Source organism: Cellulomonas sp. Root485, assembly GCF_001426705.1.
Classification (GTDB): domain Bacteria; phylum Actinomycetota; class Actinomycetes; order Actinomycetales; family Cellulomonadaceae; genus Cellulomonas.
Map to the genome: position 1 here is coordinate 1,553,109 of NZ_LMFC01000001.1, position 18,158 is coordinate 1,571,266.

The following is an 18,158-nucleotide window of genomic DNA, read 5'->3' on the forward strand; positions in this document are numbered from 1 at the left end:
GGCGCCCGGGATGGCGAGCGACGGCATCGTCGACGAGTCCGCCGTCCTGCAGGCGTTCGATCGCTCTCCGGGGATCCAGATCGTCGTGCGCGCCTCCGACCTGCGCATCGTCGCGGCCAACCGCGGTGCCAGGGACGTCCTCCAGCGCGAGCACCTGGTCGACGTCCGGCTCCAGGACCTGCGCGACCCCGGGATCCAGACGATCGTGACCGCCCTGACGGAGGTCGTCCGGACCGGCGTGCGGTTCCACGAGGACACGATCCCCGTGCTCGCCGACTGGTCGGACCCGGCGTCGGGCCTGTGGGTCGACCTGGAGGTCACGCCGTGGCTCGACGAGTCCGGCGCGGTCGTGGGTGCGATCGCCGCCGGTACCGACGTCACCGCGCGCGTGCGTGCCGCGAGTCTCGAGCGAGCGGGGGCGGCCACGGCGGACGAGCGCCTGGCCCGTGCCCGCGAGGTCGTGCTGCGTCTCCAGGGGGCGCTGCTCCCCTCGACCGTCCCGCTGCTCCCCCGCGTCGACGTCGCGGCGTCCTACCTCGTCGCGGGGCTCGAGCAGGCGGCGGGCGGGGACTGGTTCGACTCCGCGACCCTCCCCGACGGGCGCGTCTCGCTGACAGTCGGCGACGTGGTCGGGCACGGCGTCGAGGCGTCCGCGATCATGAGCCAGCTGCGCGCGGTGCTGGCAGCTCGACTCCTCGAGGGTGCGGGGATCCTCGACGCGCTCGACGCGGTGGAGGCCTTCGCGGGACGCGTCTCCGGTGCGTTCGCGGCCACGGTCTGCGTGGCGCTCCTCGACCCGCACACCGGAGACCTGGAGTACGCCACCCGCGGCCACCCGGCGCCGCTCGTCATCGGGACGGACGGCGCGCGGATCCTGCCGACCACCGGCGACGGACCGCTCGGGTCGCGGACCGAGGGCCGCGTCGCGACGAGCCGGCTGCAGGACGGCGGCGCGATCGTGCTGTACACCGACGGTCTGGTGGAGAACCTGCACCGCCCCTTGCGCGACGGCATGACGGTGCTCGAGAAGACCGCCATGGACGCCTACCGGGGGACGTCCGGCGAGTTCCGTACCACCCCGTCGGTCGCCAGCCGGATCTGCCGGCACGTCCCCGCGGTGCTCACCGACGGCGGTTTCACGGATGACGTGACCGTCCTCGCGGCGCACCGCCGGACGGCCCCGGAGCCGCTGCACCTGTCGGTGCCCGCCGAACCGGGACGCCTGGCCGAGGTGCGCGGCGAGGTCGATGCCTGGGGTCGCGGGGTCGGTCTGGGCACGCGCGACCGGTCCGCGCTCGTCCTCGGCGTCAGCGAGGTCATGGCCAACGCCGTCGAGCACGCGTACCGGGACGGCGACGTCGGCTCGGTCGAGGTCGATGCCACCATCCGCGACGACGCCATGATCGAGGTCGTGGTCCGTGACCACGGGCGCTGGCGCGAACCCGACGTGGACCCCGGCGAACGAGGACGGGGGTTCAGCATGATGGCGTCCGCGGGACTGCAGGTCGGTGTGGAGACGACGGCCGGCGGCACCACCGTCACCCTCGAGTGCCCCGCCCGCCGACCGGCGCCCGTCGACCAGGCCGACGTCGTCGTCGGCATCGGGGCACGTGAGAAGGCACCGCTCGCCGTCACCACGGACCAGGCCGGGGCGCGCGTCGTCCGGGTCGGTGGGGCCGTCGACCACCGTGCCGCGGCGACCCAGGTGCAGGCCGAGATCCTCCGGCTGTCCCGGAACGGGCTGGTGCCCGTCACGATCGACCTGCGCGACGTCGTGCACCTCGGCAGCGCCGGGGTGCGGGTCCTCGAGTCGCTCCTGCTGACGATCGACCGCCTCCAGGTCATCGCACCCGCCGGCACACCTGCCGCGCAGACCCTCGAGGTGGCGGGCACGCCGTTCGTCTCGTCGGACGTCTGATCCGGCGCACGTATCGGGAGTCGTCCCGCCGGCTCCTTCCAGGCGTCGCGAGGCTGAGGCCCTCGCACGGACCGAGGAGATGTCATGGGTGACCAGACCGGCGCCAGGCTGCCGGTGATCTACGTGCGCGGCTTCGCCGGAGGACCGTCGGGTATCGCCACCGCGGTCGACGACCCGTTCTACGGGTTCAACGAGGGGTCGGTCCAGGTGCGGGTGGACGACACGGACCGCCCCACGTTCCACCAGTTCGAGAGCCCGCTGCTGCGCCTGATGATCGATCACGGGTACCAGCTCCTGGTGCAGGGCAACCAGCGTGGGTACCTGGACCAGCGTGACGACGGCACGATCGACCCGGCGACGATCTGGGTGCACCGCTTCTACGACGAGTTCGCCCCGAACCTCACCACGGACCCGAACCCGTTCAGCATCGAGCGCGCCGCGCAGAGCCTGTTCGACCTGGTCCGGCTCGTCCGCCGCAAGACCGGAGCGCCCCGCGTGTTCCTGGTCGCCCACTCGATGGGTGGGCTCGTGGTGCGCGCCATGATCCAGAAGACCATCCCCGACGCGTCGGGTGGCGCCCCGGACGCCGCGACGGACTTCGTGGACCGGGTCTTCACCTATGCCACCCCGCACGGTGGGATCGAGTTCTCGATGGGCTTCGGTGCGCTCGAGAAGCTGCGCGACCTGACCGGTGTCGTCGGGGCGGACATGTTCGGCCCGGCGCGCATGTACCAGTACCTGACGCCGGAGGCAGCGCGGCAGGCGAAGGTGCCGACGGGCTGGGACGCGACGGTGATGCCCGACGACGGCTTCCCGCCGGACCGCATCTTCTGCCTGGTCGGGACCAACTCCTCCGACTACGCCGCCGCCCTCGGCCTGTCGAGCCGCGCCGTCGGAGCCCGCAGCGACGGGCTCGTGCAGCTGGAGAACGCGTACGTGCAGGGCGCCCCCCGCGCGCTCGTGCACCGCAGCCACTCAGGGCGGTTCGGCATCGTGAACTCCGAGGAGGGGTACCAGAACCTGCAGCGGTTCCTCTTCGGCGACGTCGAGGTCCGGGCGCAGCTGACGGACGTCCACCTACCGGGCACCGAGCACGACGACACCGTCTGGCAGCTGGAGGCCGCGCTCTCCATCCGCGGGCTGCCGGTGGTGCTGCACGAGCAGAGCACCGCACACCTGTGCCCGATCCAGATCGAGCGACCCAGGACGGCAGACGCTCCAGCCACCCCGATCCCGTTGGTGCGCACGTTCCTGTCCACCCGCGCGACGCGGCCGACGGTGGACGGCAACGAGCGCAAGGTCGCCACGATGCGGCACGTCCTCCAGCTGCGCCTGCTCTCGCTGCGCAAGCAGGGCGGCCTGCTCTCGTTCCTGGACCACCTCGAGCAGACCGCGGACTGGTCGGACGTGCTCGTGGTCGACATCGAGTTCCCCCAGGACGGCACGCCGCCGCGGTCGTGGGCGGTGTGGAGCTCGGCGCTGGGGACTGCCATCCGCGACTGGGTCCCGGACACGGCGTCCGACGAACAGCTCAAGGATGTCGACACGGCCACGGGGAGCTGGCTCGCGAAGATCCAGCTCCCGGTCGCCGCGCGCGAGCTGCTCGGGTCGTCCGCGGCGATCACCGTCGCCGTGTCGGCCCACCTCCCGGCCTGAGGCGCGTCCGTCAGGTCTGCGCGGCCGCCAGGACCGAGTCCGCACCCTCGACCCGGATCTCCACGCGCCGGATCGTGTCCGTGACGATGCTCGACGACGCCCCGAGCCCGCGCGCGCCCGTGCTTCCCCCTGTCCAGGTCGCGACGACGGTGCTGGTGCCGTCGTCGTCGACGAGGACCAGCTCGTAGGTCGGGGCGGTGGCGTAGGGCCCCTCGTCGGAGGGGTAGCTGCACTCCCAGTCGATCCGGGTGCCCCAGCGCTTCTCCTGCAGGGTGAGGTCCGCGCTGACCGCGGCGGCGCCGACCGGCTCCAGCTGCAGCTGCGTGACCTGGGAGGTCGACGACGGCGCCGCCACCGGGGTCCCGGTCGGACGGCCGAGCAGCACGCCGGCGACCCCGCCGAGCACCAGCAGCGCGGCTGCGGCACTCGCCAGGAGGGCGGTCCTGCGCCGCCGGTCCCGCTGGACGGCGCGCGCCACGGACGCCAGCTCGACGACCTCGGCGTCCGGCGCCCCTCCGAGGGCGATGGCTTCGTCCGCCGGAACCATCCGCAGCAGCCCGGGCATCCCCGCGAGCTCGGCGACGGCTGCACGGCACGCGGCGCACGTCCGCAGGTGGTCCTCGAACGCGCGGCGTTCGGCGGGGTCCAGCGACCCGAGGACGTAGGCCGCGTCCCACTCGCGGAACGGGTCCACGCCCGCCGCCCGCTGGTCGTCCGTGTCGCGGCCGGTCATGCCGAGACTCCCCTCTCCTGGAGCGCGAGCCGCAGCGCGCGCAGTGCGTAGTGCATCCGGGACTTCACAGTCCCTTCCGGGATCTGGTGCTCGCGGGCGAGCTCCGCGACCGACCGTCCGCCGTAGTAGGCGCCCACCACCACCGCCCGGTGCTCCGGGGTGAGCTCCTCCAGCGCGTCCGCCACCAGCCAGCTGTCGAGCACGGCCTGCGTCGCGTCGGGCTGCGGCGTGTCGGGAGCCGCGTCCGTGGTCCGTTCCCGCGCGTGGCGGGCGCTACGGCGGTCGTCGATCACGAGGTTGCGGACCACCGTGTACAACCACGCCCGCGTCGCGCCCTCCTCGCGGGCCAGCACCTCGGGGTGCTTCCACGCCCGCACCATCGCCTCCTGCACGACGTCCTCGGCGAGCGCGTGGTCGCCCGTGAGGCGTACGACGTAGCTCTGCAGGGGACGGGCGTAGGCCTGGTGGAGAGCGCGCAGGAGCGCGTCGGGTTCCTGGGCCACGCCGCCTCCTCGCCCGTCGTCGGTCAGTCCTACCTGGTCAACGATGCACCCCGGCCTCAGGTTCATCTCGCGGTGAACCCCGCGGTCGGCGGCCTCGTAGTCCCACGTAGCAGGTCCCGGGGGCGGAACCGGCATCCAGCAGAGGAGATCATCGTGCGACGGACCATCCTGTACTCGATCACCGCACTCGTGGCTGCGGCCACCCTGACAGCCTGCGGAGGCGGCTCCGACGAGGAGACCCCCGAAGCCGCGGGCGACGCGACCAGCGCCGAGGAGTCCCCCGCGGAGTCTCCGGCGGAGGAGATGTCCACCGACCTCGCGACGGCCGAGACCACGCTGGGCACGATCGTCGTCGACGGCAACGGCATGACCGCCTACTACTTCCTCAAGGACGTCAAGGACTCCGGCACCAGTGCGTGCTCGGGCGACTGCCTGACGGCCTGGCCGCCCATCACCGCGGAGTCCGACACCCCGACGGTCGAGGGCGTGACCGGCGAGGTCGGCACCATCACCGGCACCGACGGCTCGACGCAGATCACCATCGACGGGCGGCCGATCTACACGTTCGCCCAGGACACCGCGCCCGGAGACGTCAACGGCCAGGGCGTCAACGACGTCTGGTACGTCATCGCGCCGGACGGCTCCGAGATCGACGACGACTGACACGCCGACCCGGACGGCGGTCGGGTCGGCCGTCGTCCGGGTCGTCGTGCGGTCCGTCAGCCGAGGCCGTTGCGCGGGTCCGTCTCCACGTTGAGGACGTTCCCGTCCGGGTCGGCGAACCAGGCTGCGCTCATCGTGCCGTCGGTCAGGACGCCTTCTTTCCAGGTCGCGTCGCCCGGCAGGTCGAACGTCTGGAACTCGATCCCGGCGGCTCGCAGCGCGGCGACCTCGGTATCGAACGCGTCGGCGGACAGCTGGAAGGAGATCCCGGTCGCCTTGTTCGTGCCGGCGTAGGCGGACGGGTACACCAGGAAGCCGCCGTTGGACGTTCGGTAGATGACGCCGTCGGGGACCTCGGGGCCGCTGGTGAACCCCAGCGTCCCCTCGTAGAACTCCCGCGCCCGGTCCAGGTCGGTGACGGCGAGGACGGGGATGGCGGCGTGGTCGGCGAGCATGGTGCCTCCCGGTGCGGGCCAGCCGTCCGTCGGCGGGCCGGCATCCCCGACGCTAGAACCGTGGCGGACACCCGTCCAGGGTTGCTGCACATGTGTGCAGTACCTCACCCGCAGGCTTCCGCGCCGGCCACCCGTCACGCCACGATCGACCTGTGAGCACCGACGCGCAGGCCGTCGACAGGCCGTCGCAGTGGGGGCTGGCCGTGCTCGGTGCGGTCGCCCTGGCCGTCGCGGCCGCGCTCGCGGCGTACGCGGAGGTCCACCCCGGCGACGGCGCCGCGCTCACCACGCTCGGGTTCAGCAGCCTGCTCCAGATGAAGGCGTGGCTGACCACCGCGGCCGCCGCCCTCGTGGTCGTCCAGGTGCTGTCGGCCCTCGCGATGTGGGGACGGCTCCCCGGGGTGACGGGCGCGCCCACCTGGGCGTCCGGCCTGCACCGCTGGTCCGGGACGCTCGCGTTCCTGCTGACGCTCCCGGTCGCCTTCCACTGCGTCTGGTCGCTCGGCTTCGAGGACTCGTCCACGCGGGTGCTCGTGCACTCCGTCGCCGGCTGCGTGCTCTACGGCGTGTTCGCCGCGAAGATGCTGGCCCTGCGCCTGCGGGGCCTCCCGTCCGCGACGGTCCCCGTGCTGGGCGGCCTGCTCGCCGGAGTCGTCGTGGTCCTCTGGTTCAGCTCCGCGCTGTGGTTCTTCGGCCAGTCCGGGTCGGTGAGCTACTGACATGGGCATGTCGGACGTCGACCGGCGCGCGGTGCTCGAGGGTGCGGGCGTCGCGCTCGCGGCAGGGACGCTGGGGTACGTCGGCTTCGTGGCGCTCGGCCCGGCGCCCGAGACCGACGACGACGGGGACGACGACTCCTCGGGGAAGGGTTCCGGCGGCGACGGCCAGGACTCGCACCTGCTCGCCGCGGTGGACGACATCCCGGACGGCGGCGGGATCGTGCTGACCGACGACAAGCTGGTCCTCACGCGCGACGGCGACGACGTCCGGTGCTTCACGGCGGTGTGCACCCACCAGGGGTGCCTGGTCGCGGGCGTGCAGGACGGAGAGATCCGCTGCCCCTGCCACGGCAGCGCGTTCGACGCGGCGACGGGCGCCGTGGTGGCCGGACCGGCTACCGAGCCGTTGGAGCCGGAGGACATCGAGATCACCGACCAGGGCGAGGTGCTGCGCGCATGAGGTCGTTCCGAGAGCGCCTGCCCACGCTCCTGTGGATAGCCGGCGCGGCCGCGACCGTCGGCGCGATGCTGGCCGCACTGCGCGGCTGAGACCACGTCCCGCGATCCCCCTGGACACGCCTGACCTGGGTGGTACGTTCCAGACGAAGGGTACGAAAGGCGACGGCGACGGGGCCGGCGCCTGGACGACGGGGAGCCTTCGGTCCCCTCGTCCGGTGATGTCGTAGCGATCTCGACCGGCAACAGCGAGAGGACGGCCCGAATGACGCAGGACCTGGAAGGGCTCGAGGAGACAGGCCCCATCGACTACATCGTGGTCGCCTTCCCGAACGCGCATTTCACCGGTGAGGCATTCCCTCTCCTGGTCGACCTGGTGGAGCGCGGCATCATCCGCATCCTCGACCTGACCTTCATCCAGAAGGCGCAGGACGGTAGCGTCTCCGGGCTCGAGCTGAGCGAGCTGGCCGACGGCGGCGTCGACCTCACGATCTTCGAGGGCGCCTCGTCCGGCCTGCTGGGCGACGACGACATCTCGGAGGCCGCGAACGCGCTGGCCCCGGGGGACGCGGCCGGGGTGTTCGTGTACGAGAACGTGTGGGCTGCCCCGTTCGCCGTCGCGCTGCGGCGCGCCGGTGGCCAGCTCGTCGCCAGCGGACGCATCCCGGTGCAGGCGGTCATCGCTGCGCTGGATGCCATCGAACCCGTCGCCTGAAACCCCTGAGGAGGAGCTACCGATGCCAGGACTGATCCGCGGGGTCGCCAGGACCGCCGTCATCGCCGGAACCGCCACGAGCGTCTCGAACCGGGTCTCCCGGCGACAGGCAGGACGCTGGGCCTCTCAGGACCAGCAGCAGCAGGCCGCGGCCGCACCGCCGCCGCCCCCGCAGTACGCGGCCCCGGAGCCGGCCTACGCGCCGCCGCCGCCCGCGGCTGCCGCGCCGGACATGGACGCCAAGCTCGCCCAGCTCGCCCAGCTCGGCGCCCTGCGGGACGCCGGCGTGCTCAGCGACATCGAGTTCGAGGTGCAGAAGAACCGCATCCTCACCAGCTGACGCAGCCCCACGCACACGACGACCCCGGTCCGGCACGAGACTCGCGCCGGACCGGGGTCGTCGTTGCTACGTCAGGCGAGCGCCTTCGCCTTGAGCGTGGCGAACTCGTTCGCGTCGATGGCCCCGGAGTCGAGGAGGGCCTTCGCGTCGGTGATCTGGTCCGCCGGCGACTTGCCCGCCGCGACCGACCGGATGTACTGGTCCTGAGCCGTCTTGGCCTCCACGAACGCACCCCGCTGCCGCTCGGCCATGCCCTTGCCCCGCGCGATGAGGTAGATCAGGGCGACGAGGTACGGCATGAAGACGAGCCCGATGACCCAGACCGCCTTCCACCAGCCGCTCAGGGCGTGGTCCCGGAACAGGTCACCGATGATCTGGAACAGGATGACGAGGTAGACGAAGAACAGGAAGAACCAGACCAACATCCAGATCCACTGGCCGAGAGTGTTCATGGAACCGTCCTTGGTGCTGACCCCGCCTCTGCTGGGGGGCTCGTCATCCGAGGCTAACCACAACGGCACGCAAATCTGCCCGAATCGGTCGCGACACGGCCTCCGCGATCAGCCGGCGAGGGCAGCCCGCAGGAACGCGATGTCCTGCGCCTGGCTCTCCGCGGGCGTCTCGACGACGGCGTCGGAGCCGGCCTCCCGGACCACGTGCGCGATCAGCTCGGGCGGGATGGTGCCCGACGCGAAGCCCGCGTGCCGGTCGCGCGCGGAGCCGTGCGGGTCACGCGAGCTGTTGGCGTGCACCAGGTCGACCTTCCCCGTGATGCTGCGCACGCGCTCGACGACGGTCTCCAGGTCCTCGCCGGCCGCCCACGCGTGGCACGTGTCGAGGCACAGCCCGACGTCGTACCCGCCGATCGCGTCCCAGAGCATGGCCAGACCGTCGAGGGTCCGCGCGCACGCGTTCTCACCGCCGGCCGTGTTCTCGACCAGGATCTTCACCGGGAACGTCGCGCGCTCGAAGGTCTTGCGCCAGTTCTCGATGCCGACGGCGAGGTCGTCACCGTCGCCGACGTGGCCACCGTGCACGATGAGCGCCCGCGCGCCCAGACCCGCCGCAGCCGCCGCGTGCTGCGCGATCATGTTCCGGCTCGGGATCCGGATGCGGTTGTTGGTCGACGCGACGTTGACCAGGTACGGCGCGTGCGCGTAGATGCCGAGCCCCGAGGCCACCAGTGCGTCCGAGTCCTCACGGGGAACCGGCTTCTTCCAGCCCTGCGGGTCGGCCAGGAACAGCTGGACACAGCCTGCGTCGACCTCGGCGGCGGTCGCCACCGGGTCGTCGCCACGCACATGGGCGCCGATGAGCACCACGTCGGTCTCCCTCCGGTCGGGCACGCGACAGGCTAGACCGGACCGGTGACACACGCACGAGCGTGGTCAGTCCCCGGCGGCGGCCAGCAGTCGGATCCCCAGGAGACGCGGTGTGGACAGGTCGCCCGTGGCGTGGACCTCGACCGGGATCTCGACCTCGCGCACCGCTGGCGGAAGGTCGATCTCGCGGACGGTCCTCCGCGTGGCCTCCCCGGGCGGGAGCACGTCGTCGAGCACGACCTGACCCGCGACCCACACCCGGAGCGACGTCGTGCCCGGGTCCCCGAGCCACTCGAGCTGGATCGACGAGGCTGTGCTGCGCCAGTCGAACAACGTCAGGCGGAGGTCCCGTGTGGTCGACCTCCACCGCAGGTCGCCCGTGTGCCCCGTCGTCGAGCGTGCCCCGACCACGCCGTGGTCGACCTCGGGCTGCTGCTCGCCGAACGCGACCTCGTCCAGGGTGCGCGCCGCGAGGCCGAGCGACGCGCGGTCGACGGCGGCCAGCGCGGTGCGGCGCGCGGCGACGTCCCCGTCTCGCGCGAACGGCCACGCGGCGACGTAGCGCGTGTCGTGGAGCGTGGCGAACGGTTCGAGAGTGAGCGGGCTGCCCTCGACGTCCCTGACGGCGAAGGTGGTGCCGGTCCGGGTGATCGTCGCCGCGCTCTGCGGGCCGAGGACGGGAGCGTCGAGGAGCGGGCGCAGCGGGCCGGCGGCGATGTGGCCCATGCGCGTCGGCGCCGCGACGTAGTCCAGCGTGTCGTCCGGCACGCGGTGCGCGAGGACGAGCGGACCCCACAGGACCTGCGCCCACGGACCACCGTCGGGACTCGGCTCGAGCCACGCACGCGCCGGCAGGTCCAGGTGGACCGTCGTGACCCCCGCCCACTCGCGGTCGACGCGGAGCCGCCCCCCGGCCGGCACGGGTGCCTGCAGCTCGCCGTCCACCGTCGCGGATGCCGCACCGTCCACCCACGTCGGGACGCGCACGGCGACGGTGAACCGGACGGGTGCGGTCGTCTCGACCTCGATCGTGGCGCGCTCGCTCAGGGGGTAGCCGGAGCGGACACGGACGGTGACGCCGCGGTCGCGCCACCGCGCCGTGGCGTCGAGGAGCAGGTTGACGCCGAGCTCATCGCCCGCCGTCGAGAACGCCAGCGCTCCGTGCCGGGTGTGCGTCTCGAGCCCGGTGCCGACGCAGCACCAGAAGCCCTCCTCCCGGGCCGAGTAGGTCCGGTAGTGGGCGGGGCGCATCGAGGAGAAGTAGACGAACCCGCCGTACTCCGGGTGCTGTGTCGAGAGCAGGTGGTTGGCCAGCGCGCGCTCGGCGTAGGCGAGGTAGGCGTCGTCGCCGGTGGTGCGGAACAGCTCGGCGGAGAGCTTGACCATGTTGTAGGTCAGGCAGCTCTCTGGGCCCTCCCGGCTGGTGAACATGGTCTCGAAGTCGTCGGCGCGGTGGAAGTTCTCGCGCACGCTGGCGGCGCCGATCGCGACGGAGCGGCGTCGCGCGACCGACGTCCAGAACGTCTGCGCGGCGGTGCGCAAGCGGTCGTCGCCCGGTCCGGCGGCCAGCTCACGCTCCACGCGGTCGATGGCCGCGAGTCCCACGGCGACGGGCGCCTGTGTGTTGGCGTGCAGGCCGTCGAGGACGTCCCGGCCGTCGGCCAGCGGCTCGACGAGGTCCCGGGGCAGGAGCCGCCGCGCCGTGAGCAGATGACGCGGGTCGCCCGTCAGCGCCGCGACCTGCGCGAACGTCTCACAGAGACCGCCCGGCTCGGTCACGAGGATGCGCGCGACGTCCTCGTCGTCGAGGTCGGCGAGCACCGCGTCCCACCACCGGACGAGGTCGTCGAGCACGTCCCGAGCACCGGCGACCCGCGCGTGCGACGCGTCGACGAGCCCGGCGAACGTCTTGTGGAGGTTGTAGAGCGGGACCCAGCGGTCGTTGAGGTGGAACGTCGCCTCCCGGATGTCACCGCTGCGCAGCTCGTCCCACAGGCGACGTCCGTCCGGGATCCCGCCGACGTACCCGGTCCCACCCGCCACCTGGCACTCGCGCAGGCCCGCGACGAGCTGCTCGGCCCGCGCCCGCACCTGCTCGTCACCGGTCGACTCCGTCAACGTGGACAGTGCCGAGAGGACGTGCCCGGCCGTGTGGCCGTCCAGCCCCGTCGACTCCCACCCGCCGTAGGGTTCCGCCGCACGCGGCAGGCCGGCCTCGCGGAGGAACGGCGCCAGCAACCGGTCGACGGAGAGGCCGAGCAGCGTCTCGCGAACCCGGTCCTGCGCCCTGCGGAACAGCCCCGCGTCCAGGTCGACGTCGCTCAGAGCGAGGAGCTCGATGCTCGTCACGAGACGACGTCGCCGTGCCGGAGCGTCCGCTCGCCCGCCTGGCGGGCCCGGTAGGCGGCGACGTGCGCGCGGTTGGCGCAGCCGTTGACGTCGCAGAACCGGCGCGACCGGTTCCGGGACAGGTCGACGAGGACCGCGTCGCAGTCGTCGGCCTCGCAGCGCTGGAGCCGGTCGTACTCCGCGCTGCGTACGACGTCGGACATGGCCATCGCCGTCTCGACGAGCAGGACCGTCGCCAGCGGGGCATCCGGTGCGGTGCCGTGCAGGTGCCAGTCCAGGTCGTCGTGCCGGGTCAGGTAGGGCACCGCTCCCCCGCGCGCCAGCATCTCGTTGAGCACGCCGGCGGCCGTGTCGCGGTCCACGTCCCACAGCACCGCGATCTGCTCGCGAGCGTCACGCACGGCGGCCAGCTCGGCCTCGTCGCCGTCGTGCCGAGCCGTGTACCCCCAGCGTGTGTAGAACTCGGTGACGTCGTCGACCGTCGCCATGGCGTCGTGGCCGTCGCGCCGGCGGGCGGTGTTCACCATCTCGACGGCCGCAGCGATGCTCATCTCCGTGTCAGGTGCGAAAACCACTTTGACTCCTGTCGGCATCCTCGGTAGCGTCATGAGCGTAACGAGACTTCACTCATTACATCCTTCTGACGGGAGCACGGCGATGTCCCAGACCGTCGCGTCGAACCGGTCTGTCGGCATCGTCGCAGGTCTCGTCGCCGCCGTAGCCTTCGCCACCAGCGGCCCGGTGGTCAAGCCGCTCCTCGCCGCGGGATGGTCCCCCGGGTCGGCGATCCTCGTGCGCCTCTCCGTCGCGGCCCTGCTGCTCGCCGGACCGGCCGCGTGGGCGGTGCGCGGACGCTGGCACGTGGTGCGCGACGAGTGGCGGACCATCCTCGGCTTCGGCGTCCTGGGCGTCGCCACCGCGTCGACCATGTACTACCTGGCGGTCGACCGGCTCCCCGTGGCCGTGGCCCTGCTCATCGAGTACACCGGGCCGCTCCTGCTCGTCGCCTGGCGATGGGCCCGTGACCGGCAGGCACCGACCCGCGCCACCCTCGTCGGTGCCGCGCTCGCGACGGGTGGGCTCGTCTTCGTCCTCGACCTCACCGGCTCGCTGGAGCTCGACCCCGTCGGTCTCGTGTTCGCGCTCGTCTCCGCCGTCGGGAACGCCGGCTACTTCGCCTTCACCGGCCGCCCGTCGGCGCTCCCCCCGATCAGCCTGGCGGGTGCCGGGATGGCGGTCGGCGCGCTCACGGTCGCCGTCGTGGCCGCCGTCGGGGTGCTGCCGCTGGCGGCGCCGGACGTGCGCGTCGACCTGCTCGGGACGCAGGTGCACTGGATCGTGCCGCTGCTCGTCGTCGCAACCGTGCCGACCGCCTTCGCGTACGGCGTCAGCGCCCTGTCCGTGCGGCTGCTCGGCGAACGGCTCGCGTCGTTCCTCGCCCTGTCCGAGGTGCTCGTCGCCGTCCTGCTCGCGTGGGCGCTCGTCGGTGAGGCACCGCTACCCGTCCAGGCGGTCGGGATGGTCCTCGTGGTCGCCGGCATCGCACTCGTGCGGCGGGGGACCGCCGGCCCGACCGTGGTCCCGGTCGAGGCGCCCCGGGCCGTGGCGGACGCACGCGTCTAGCGTCAGCCGACGAAGATGCAGAACGGGTGCCCCGCAGGGTCGGCGTAGACCCGCAGCGGCTCCTCGGGGTCGTCGGAGCGGTCGTGGAGCAGCCGAGCCCCCAGCGCGAGCGCCCGCTCGTGCTGGACATCGAGCGCCGCGACGTCCGGCACCGTCGTGTCCAGGTGCAGCTGCTGCGGGACGGGCCCCTCGGGCCACGTCGCCGCCGGCAGCGCATCGACCTGCTGGAACGCCAGCGGGATGCCACCGGGCGAGCGCAGCACCAGCCAGTCCGGCTCGCCGTTCCCCGGCTCGTCACCGGGCCGGTACTGAAGACCGAACAGCTCGCGGTAGAACTCCGCCAGCGCCCGGACGTCCGTCGCGTCGAGCACCACCTGGACGATCGTGGGGTACGTCGTCATCCGCCAGCACCTCGCAGTCCGCGTCGTCGTCGCCGTCCGCCGGACATGATCTCGCCGGTGGACCTCGGCCGCATCCGGGCGCGGGGGCGCCCGGATGCGGCCTCGTCAGCAGGCGGCGAGGGCCGACCGGTACTCGTCGGTCGTCCCGTCCGGCCGAGCCTGCTGCAGCACGTGCCGCCGGACCCCGAGCCCGGCGAGCACGTCGGTCAGCTCTGCGACGTCGTCCGGACCCATGACCGTCGGGTCCACGGTGGTCCGCACCTCGACGTCGACGCCGGAGTCGAGCACCAGCCGCAGCGAGGCGAACGTCGCCTCGGCGCTCGTCGTCGGCCCACCCACGCGGGTGATCGCACGGTAGAGCCGCACCGGTGCCTTCACGTCGAACCCCACCCAGTCGACCAGCGGCAGCAACGCCGACAGCCGGTTCGGGTACGCGCCCGACGTGTGCAGACCGACCCCGAACCCGGCCGCGCGCACCTCCGCCGCCGCCGCGACGAGCGCCCGCTGCCGGGTGGGCTCACCGCCCGAGAACACGAGCCCGTCCAGCAGCCCGTGCCGGCGCGCGAGCAGGGCCAGCACGTCGCGCCACGGCACCCGGCCCGGCGCACGCGGGTCGAGGATCGCGGCGTTGTGGCAGTACGTGCACCGCCACGGGCAGCCCTGGAGGAACGCCGTCGCGACGAGCCGGCCGGGCCAGTCGCACGACGACAGCGGCGTCAGCCCCGCTATGGCGAGCTCGGTCGTCACGCGAGCGCCGCCGCCGCCTCACGGAACGGGGTGCGCTCCAGGTGCTCGCCCTTCTTGCCGATGTTGAACGAGCTGACCGGCCGGTGGTACCCCATCACCCGCGTCCACACCTCGCAGACCTCGTGGCACTGCGGGCAGGTGGGGTGCTCCCCCGCCAGGTACCCGTGCCGCGTGCAGATGGAGAACGTCGGCGTGACGGTCAGGTAGGGCAGCCGGAACGTCGACAACGCGCGACGGACCAGCTCGCGCGCCGCGTCGGGCGTCGACAGCCGCTCGGCCATGTACAGGTGCAGGACCGTGCCGCCCGTGTACTTGGTCTGCAGCTCGTCCTGGCGCTCGAGGGCCTCGAAGGGGTCGTCGGTGAAGCCCACCGGCAGCTGCGAGGAGTTGGTGTAGTACGGGTTGTCGTCGGTCCCCGCCTGCAGGATCCCCGGGAACCGGCGCCTGTCCTCCTTCGCGAACCGGTACGTCGTGCCCTCCGCGGGCGTGGCCTCGAGGTTGTAGAGGTGCCCGGTCTCCTCCTGGAACTCCACCATCCGTGCGCGCACGTGGTCCAGCAGACGCAGGACCAGGGCGTGGCCCTCCGGGTCGGTCAGGTCCTGGCGGTCGCCCGTGAAGTTGCGCACCATCTCGTTCAGGCCGTTGACGCCGATCGTCGAGAAGTGGTTGTCGAGCGTGCCCAGGTAGCGCCGGGTGTACGGGAAGAGGCCCTCGTCCAGGTACCGCTGGATGACGGTCCGCTTGAGCTCGAGCGACGTCCGCGCCAGGTCCAGCAGCCGGTCGAGCGCGAGGATCAACCCGGTCTCGTCCCCGGCGTGCAGGAACCCGAGCCGGCCGCAGTTGACCGTGACCACGCCGAGCGACCCGGTCTGCTCCGCCGACCCGAACAGGCCGTTGCCACGCTTGAGCAGCTCGCGCAGGTCCAGCTGCAGGCGGCAGCACATGGAGCGCACGTCGCCGGGGTTCATCTCGGAGTTGAGGAAGTTCTGGAAGTACGGCAGGCCGTACCTCGCCGTCATCGCGAAGAGGCGGTCGGCGTTCTCGCTGTGCCAGTCGAAGTCGTGCGTGATGTTGTACGTCGGGATCGGGAACGTGAAGACACGACCGGACGCGTCGCCGTCCGTCATGACCTCGATGTAGGCGCGGTTGATCAGGTCCATCTCGGCCTGCAGGTCGCCGTAGGTGAAGTCGCAGGGCTCCCCCGCGACGAACGGCACCTCGTCGCGCAGGTCGTCCGGGCAGGTCCAGTCGAACGTGAGGTTGGTGAACGGCGTCTGCGTGCCCCACCGGGACGGCACGTTGAGGTTGTAGACGAGCTCCTGGATCCCCTGCCGGACCTCCTCGTAGGAGAGTCCGTCGCGACGCACGAACGGCGCCATGTACGTGTCGAACGAGCTGAACGCCTGCGCGCCCGCCCACTCGTTCTGCATCGTCCCGAGGAAGTTGACGATCTGGCCCACGGCGGAGCCGAAGTGTCGCGGCGGGCGGGCGTCCACCTTGCCCGGGACCCCGTTGAGGCCCTCCGCCAGGAACGACCGCAACGACCAGCCCGCGCAGTACCCCGACAGCATGTCGAGGTCGTGGATGTGGAGGTCACCCTCGCGATGCGCCTCCCCCACGTCCGCCGGGTAGACGTGGCTGAGCCAGTAGTTGGCGACGACCTTGCCTGCCGTCTGCAGGATCAGGCCGCCCAGTGAGTACCCCTGGTTCGCGTTGGCGTTCACCCGCCAGTCCGTGCGCTCCAGGTACTCGTCGATCGACGAACCGACCTCCACGACAACGTTGTCCGACATGTCCCACCCCGGGCTTCTGCTCCATGACCCCCAGGCGCCGACCACAACATGCTGTGGTCGATCAGGCCCTGAGGGACTAGATGTAGACGTTAGGGGCGCGAGGTGGCTCGTCGGACGGGCCTTTGGTCCCTACTCCGTCCGCCCGTCGAGGGCCGGTGCCGACGTACGATCCAGGACGAGGAACGACGACGACGCGGAGGAGGTCCTGTGGCCACCGGTGTGCTCCCGCAGGCGACGGTCGAGGACGTGCTGGCGCAGCTGGCGGCGCTGGAGGACCCGAAGATCCGGGCGGTCAACGAACGCCACGGCGACGACCACGGCGTCAACCTCACCAAGCTCCGGGCGGTCGCCAAGACCCTCAGGACCGACCACGCGCTCGCCGGCCGGCTCTGGGAGACCGGCGACACCGCAGCCCGGCTCGTCGCGATCCTCATCAGCCGCCCGAAGGAGTACTCGGCGAACGAGCTGGACGCCATGCTGCGCGACGCCCGCGTCCCCAAGGTGCACGACTGGCTGGTCGGCTACGTCGTGAAGAAGAACCCGCACGTCGAGGAGCTGCGCGTCGCGTGGTTCGCCGACCCCGACCCGGTCGTCGCCAGCGCCGGCTGGGCACTGACGAGCGACCGGGTCGCGAAGACCCCCGAGGGCATCGACCTCGACGCGCTGCTGGACCTCGTCGAGGCGCAGATGACGGACGCGCCCGACCGCCTGCAGTGGGCCATGAACGAGTGCCTCGCCACCATCGGCATCCACCACCCCGAGCACCGGGCGCGCGCGCTCGACATCGGCGAGCGGCTCGAGGTGCTCAAGGACTACCCGACCCCGCCCGGCTGCACGTCCCCGTTCGCGCCGATCTGGATCAGAGAGATGGTCCGGCGGCAGGGGTGATCGTCGTCACCCACGGAGCGCGGTGACGATCCACGACCGAGCACCGAACCACACGCCGTCGTCGCGCTGGTGCTCGGACAACGTCTCCCGAAGTCGGGCCAGCCCTCGCTCTGCGCTGTCGGGATCGAGACGTTCCACGAGCGCGCGGGTGCAGGTGAAGCTGCGCACCCAGGCCTCGGCAGCCACCACGTCCGGTCCGTAGCAGACGGGCTCCTCGACGTCGGTGAAGGCGATCTCGACGAATCCTGCGGCCGCCAGGATCTCGGTGGTCCGCGACGGGTCCGCGAGCGAGAACGCCGGCGCTGCGGCGATCGGCCGGTCCGACCCTGCCAGAGCGCGGTGGATGGCGACGTCCCACTCGTTGCGGTCACCGGCCTGCCAGACCATCATCACGAGCCGCCCGGCCGGGCGCAGCGCCCAGGCGAGGTTGGCGAAGGCTGCGCCGGCGTCGTGGAAGAACATCGTCCCGAACCGGCTGATGACGAGATCGACGCTCCCGTGGGGAAAGGGGTGGACCTGCGCGTCACCACGCTCGAACGCGACGTTGCTCAGACCCTCCGCCGCGGCGAGCCCACGGGCCTGCTCGATCGCCGGTGCGGACACGTCCACGCCCAGCGCACGGCCCTCGTGGGCGGCGCGTGCCGCGGCGCGGGTCGTCTGACCAGCACCGCAGCCGACGTCGAGGACCCGGTCGCGTGCCTGGACGTCACAGGCCCCCTGGAACACCACGTCGAGCCGACGCAGCTCGGAGTCGAATCCCGCTGCATGTTCCACCTCGTCGGCTCGGCTCACCTCCTCAGTTGACTCGCCGACCACCCGGTCCGCAACGGGTGACGTACCCGTACACACCCCACGGTTCGGGACTTCGGACTCTACG

At 72.2% G+C, this 18,158-nt stretch carries 20 protein-coding genes; 9 read left to right on the plus strand and 11 right to left on the minus strand.

Annotation, left to right across the window (positions count from 1 at the left end):
• Window positions 1–10 precede the first annotated feature (10 nt).
• Entirely contained in the window at window positions 11–1,918 is a 1,908-nt protein-coding gene (locus ASD16_RS07085) for a SpoIIE family protein phosphatase (protein ID WP_055914664.1), read from the plus strand.
• 84 nt (window positions 1,919–2,002) lie between these two features.
• On the plus strand, window positions 2,003–3,574 hold the full coding sequence (locus ASD16_RS07090; protein ID WP_055914667.1) for a triacylglycerol lipase: 1,572 nt from the start codon (window positions 2,003–2,005) through the stop codon (window positions 3,572–3,574).
• Window positions 3,575–3,584: 10 nt separating this feature from the next.
• On the opposite strand, the gene ASD16_RS07095 is transcribed toward ASD16_RS07090, so the two are convergent.
• The gene (locus ASD16_RS07095) at window positions 3,585–4,307 is read right to left on the minus strand and encodes an anti-sigma factor (RefSeq protein ID WP_055914670.1); all 723 of its coding nucleotides are present in this window, start codon (window positions 4,305–4,307) and stop codon (window positions 3,585–3,587) included.
• Window positions 4,304–4,810: a sigma-70 family RNA polymerase sigma factor gene (locus ASD16_RS07100; protein ID WP_235523145.1), complete on the minus strand. Its 507-nt coding sequence runs from the start codon at window positions 4,808–4,810 to the stop codon at window positions 4,304–4,306. Before ASD16_RS07100 ends, ASD16_RS07095 begins: the two co-directional genes overlap by 4 nt.
• A gap of 153 nt (window positions 4,811–4,963) precedes the next feature.
• Here ASD16_RS07100 and ASD16_RS07105 point away from each other — a divergent pair, with 153 nt between their 5' ends.
• Window positions 4,964–5,473: a hypothetical protein gene (locus ASD16_RS07105; protein WP_055914671.1), complete on the plus strand. Its 510-nt coding sequence runs from the start codon at window positions 4,964–4,966 to the stop codon at window positions 5,471–5,473.
• 56 nt (window positions 5,474–5,529) lie between these two features.
• On the opposite strand, the gene ASD16_RS07110 is transcribed toward ASD16_RS07105, so the two are convergent.
• Complete coding sequence (locus ASD16_RS07110) at window positions 5,530–5,928, minus strand: VOC family protein (protein WP_055914674.1); 399 nt, start codon at window positions 5,926–5,928, stop codon at window positions 5,530–5,532.
• A 152-nt stretch (window positions 5,929–6,080) separates the two neighbouring features.
• Between ASD16_RS07110 and ASD16_RS07115 the strand changes: the two genes are divergently transcribed.
• The 4 genes from ASD16_RS07115 to ASD16_RS07130 all read left to right on the plus strand — a co-directional run bounded on the left by ASD16_RS07115 (window position 6,081) and on the right by ASD16_RS07130 (window position 8,158).
• Window positions 6,081–6,647, plus strand: coding sequence for a DUF6529 family protein (locus tag ASD16_RS07115; protein ID WP_055914677.1), 567 nt, complete (start codon window positions 6,081–6,083; stop codon window positions 6,645–6,647).
• 7 nt (window positions 6,648–6,654) lie between these two features.
• On the plus strand, window positions 6,655–7,107 hold the full coding sequence (locus ASD16_RS07120) for a Rieske (2Fe-2S) protein (protein ID WP_200942874.1): 453 nt from the start codon (window positions 6,655–6,657) through the stop codon (window positions 7,105–7,107).
• Between the two features lie 261 nt (window positions 7,108–7,368).
• Complete coding sequence (locus ASD16_RS07125; RefSeq protein WP_055914682.1) at window positions 7,369–7,818, plus strand: DUF6325 family protein; 450 nt, start codon at window positions 7,369–7,371, stop codon at window positions 7,816–7,818.
• Window positions 7,819–7,840: 22 nt separating this feature from the next.
• On the plus strand, window positions 7,841–8,158 hold the full coding sequence (locus tag ASD16_RS07130; protein ID WP_055914685.1) for an SHOCT domain-containing protein: 318 nt from the start codon (window positions 7,841–7,843) through the stop codon (window positions 8,156–8,158).
• Window positions 8,159–8,229: 71 nt separating this feature from the next.
• Here the strand turns inward: ASD16_RS07130 and ASD16_RS07135 are convergent, their stop codons facing one another.
• The 4 genes from ASD16_RS07135 to ASD16_RS07150 all read right to left on the minus strand — a co-directional run bounded on the left by ASD16_RS07135 (window position 8,230) and on the right by ASD16_RS07150 (window position 12,404).
• A complete protein-coding gene (locus ASD16_RS07135; protein ID WP_055914687.1) occupies window positions 8,230–8,610 on the minus strand; it encodes an SHOCT domain-containing protein in 381 nt (126 codons plus the stop codon).
• 108 nt (window positions 8,611–8,718) lie between these two features.
• The gene (locus tag ASD16_RS07140; RefSeq protein WP_200942906.1) at window positions 8,719–9,480 is read right to left on the minus strand and encodes a deoxyribonuclease IV; all 762 of its coding nucleotides are present in this window, start codon (window positions 9,478–9,480) and stop codon (window positions 8,719–8,721) included.
• Window positions 9,481–9,546: 66 nt separating this feature from the next.
• The gene (locus ASD16_RS07145) at window positions 9,547–11,829 is read right to left on the minus strand and encodes a beta-L-arabinofuranosidase domain-containing protein (RefSeq protein ID WP_055914690.1); all 2,283 of its coding nucleotides are present in this window, start codon (window positions 11,827–11,829) and stop codon (window positions 9,547–9,549) included.
• Window positions 11,826–12,404 carry a CGNR zinc finger domain-containing protein gene (locus ASD16_RS07150; protein ID WP_055914693.1) on the minus strand — a complete coding sequence of 193 codons (579 nt, stop codon included), beginning with the start codon at window positions 12,402–12,404 and terminating at the stop codon, window positions 11,826–11,828. Before ASD16_RS07150 ends, ASD16_RS07145 begins: the two co-directional genes overlap by 4 nt.
• An 82-nt stretch (window positions 12,405–12,486) precedes the next feature.
• Here ASD16_RS07150 and ASD16_RS07155 point away from each other — a divergent pair, with 82 nt between their 5' ends.
• Window positions 12,487–13,452 carry a DMT family transporter gene (locus tag ASD16_RS07155; protein ID WP_055914695.1) on the plus strand — a complete coding sequence of 322 codons (966 nt, stop codon included), beginning with the start codon at window positions 12,487–12,489 and terminating at the stop codon, window positions 13,450–13,452.
• 2 nt (window positions 13,453–13,454) lie between these two features.
• Here the strand turns inward: ASD16_RS07155 and ASD16_RS07160 are convergent, their stop codons facing one another.
• The 3 genes from ASD16_RS07160 to ASD16_RS07170 all read right to left on the minus strand — a co-directional run bounded on the left by ASD16_RS07160 (window position 13,455) and on the right by ASD16_RS07170 (window position 16,393).
• On the minus strand, window positions 13,455–13,853 hold the full coding sequence (locus ASD16_RS07160; protein ID WP_055914698.1) for a VOC family protein: 399 nt from the start codon (window positions 13,851–13,853) through the stop codon (window positions 13,455–13,457).
• A 105-nt stretch (window positions 13,854–13,958) separates the two neighbouring features.
• Window positions 13,959–14,600: an anaerobic ribonucleoside-triphosphate reductase activating protein gene (locus tag ASD16_RS07165; protein ID WP_055914707.1), complete on the minus strand. Its 642-nt coding sequence runs from the start codon at window positions 14,598–14,600 to the stop codon at window positions 13,959–13,961.
• Window positions 14,597–16,393, minus strand: a complete 1,797-nt coding sequence (locus tag ASD16_RS07170) for a ribonucleoside triphosphate reductase (protein WP_055914710.1) — start codon at window positions 16,391–16,393, stop codon at window positions 14,597–14,599. Before ASD16_RS07170 ends, ASD16_RS07165 begins: the two co-directional genes overlap by 4 nt.
• 207 nt (window positions 16,394–16,600) lie before the next feature.
• Here ASD16_RS07170 and ASD16_RS07175 point away from each other — a divergent pair, with 207 nt between their 5' ends.
• Entirely contained in the window at window positions 16,601–17,281 is a 681-nt protein-coding gene (locus tag ASD16_RS07175) for a DNA alkylation repair protein (RefSeq protein WP_055914713.1), read from the plus strand.
• 6 nt (window positions 17,282–17,287) lie between these two features.
• Here the strand turns inward: ASD16_RS07175 and ASD16_RS07180 are convergent, their stop codons facing one another.
• Window positions 17,288–18,073 (minus strand): class I SAM-dependent methyltransferase, encoded by a 786-nt coding sequence (locus ASD16_RS07180; protein ID WP_200942875.1) that lies wholly within the window; start codon window positions 18,071–18,073, stop codon window positions 17,288–17,290.
• Window positions 18,074–18,158: the final 85 nt, after the last annotated feature.